1 protein-coding gene is annotated in these 1847 nt (G+C 46.6%); it reads right to left on the bottom strand.

The window, feature by feature from the left end; all coding sequences use genetic code 11:
- The coding region (bglX, locus tag DXB58_RS27545) for a beta-glucosidase BglX (protein ID WP_122138877.1) at window positions 1-1847 on the bottom strand (1847 nt) is incomplete at both ends.

Genomic DNA, 1847 nt, shown 5'->3' with positions numbered 1-1847 from the left:
TTAATGTCACGACTTTCACCACTCTTCAGGAAAATACGTTCAAAGCCTTTCAACTCCTTCACCGGACGGGCAATCTCTGCATATATATCACGAAGATATAGCTGCACTGTCTCGTAACCGTCGTAGTTTCCTTTATTGGTAACAGTCACAGAAACCGTTAACTCACCGTTTTTAGGTAAAGTTTCCGAGCTAATCTGAAGATCACTATAAACAAAGTCTGTATAACTCAAACCATATCCGAACGGATACAGAGGCTCATTACTCTCATCCAGATAATTGCTGGCATAACGATTAAATATACGATTGTCAGGATCAGGACGACCGGTATTCAGATGATTGTAGAATAATGGTAACTGTCCCACCGAACGCGGGAAAGTCGTTGTCAATTTACCGCTTGGAGCTACCTTGCCGAACAGTACGTCAGCAACCGCATCCCCCGTTTCACTACCTCCAAACCAGACATTCAAGATGGAATGTACATTTGTAGCCTCCCAGTTCAAAACCAAAGGACGACCCGTGAACAAAAGAAGTACGACAGGTTTGCCCGTCTTCACCAGAGCTTTTAATAAGTCCTGTTGAGCATCGGGTATCTCCAGATTGGTACGTGAAACCGATTCACCACTCATTTCCGCACACTCACCCAAAGCAGCTACAATCACATCAGCACGGGCAGCTATACGCAAAGCCTCATCCAATAACTGCCGGTTGTCTCCACGTTCAAGCGGCCGAATACCCGTAGCAGCCTTTTCCGTTTCTGCAGCATAATATATGTTACTGCCTTTCGCGTACAGTATTTCAGCCTTATCACCCGCTGCCGAACGGATTCCTTCCAGTAACGTTCCGTGCCGGGAAGGAGTACATGTCATACTCCACATTCCACACATATTATTACGTGCATCTGCCATCGGACCGATCAGGGCAATCTTTCCTTTTATGTCCAAAGGAAGCAGATGATGATCGTTCTTCAACAAAACAAAAGTTTCAGTTGCAATCGTACGGGCGGAAGAACGATGTTCGGCCGTATAAAGTTTTTCCCGGGTACGCAGAGTATCACAATATTTATACGGATCGGAGAATAACCCCAATTTATATTTAGCTTCCAGGACACGACGGCAGGCCGCATTTATCTGTTCTTCCGTCACTTTTCCTTCTTTCAGGGATTCTTCCAGTGTGTTCAGAAAACCACAGGAAACCATATCCATATCTGTCCCTGCCTGCAAAGCACGTATGGAAGCTTCTTTCAGAGGGGTGACGCCGTGGGAGGACATTTCGGCTATCGAATTATAATCTGTCACCAATAGTCCCCCGAAGCCCCATTCATCCCGAAGCAGATCGGTCAGTAACCATTTATTGGCCGTGGCAGGAATACCGTCGACGATATTAAAAGAACTCATGACACTACCTACACCGGCATCAACGGCAGCTTTATAAGGAGCCAGATATTCGTTATACATACGCAGGCGGCTCATATCCACCACATTATAATCACGTCCTGATTCAGACGCTCCATAAAGTGCAAAATGTTTCACACAGGCAAGTATTTCATCGTTGCCCTGCATATTGTTTCCCTGATAACCACGCACATACGCTTTAGCCATTAAAGAACCCAGGTAAGGATCTTCCCCACTCCCTTCTGCGATACGTCCCCAGCGGGCGTCACGACAAATATCGACCATCGGGCTGAATGTCCAGTTAATACCGTCTGCGCTGGCTTCAATGGCAGAGATGCGTGCCATACGTTCGACGGCCAGAGTGTCCCAACTGCAAGAAAGCGCCAATGGGATCGGGAAAATAGTTTCGTAACCGTGGATAACGTCTGCACCTACAAGTAGAGGTATTTTCAACCG

The sequence above is a fragment of the Bacteroides sp. OM05-10AA genome, assembly GCF_003439055.1.
GTDB classification, from domain to species: domain Bacteria; phylum Bacteroidota; class Bacteroidia; order Bacteroidales; family Bacteroidaceae; genus Bacteroides; species Bacteroides intestinigallinarum.
This window is presented reverse-complemented; position numbering and strand designations above follow the sequence as displayed.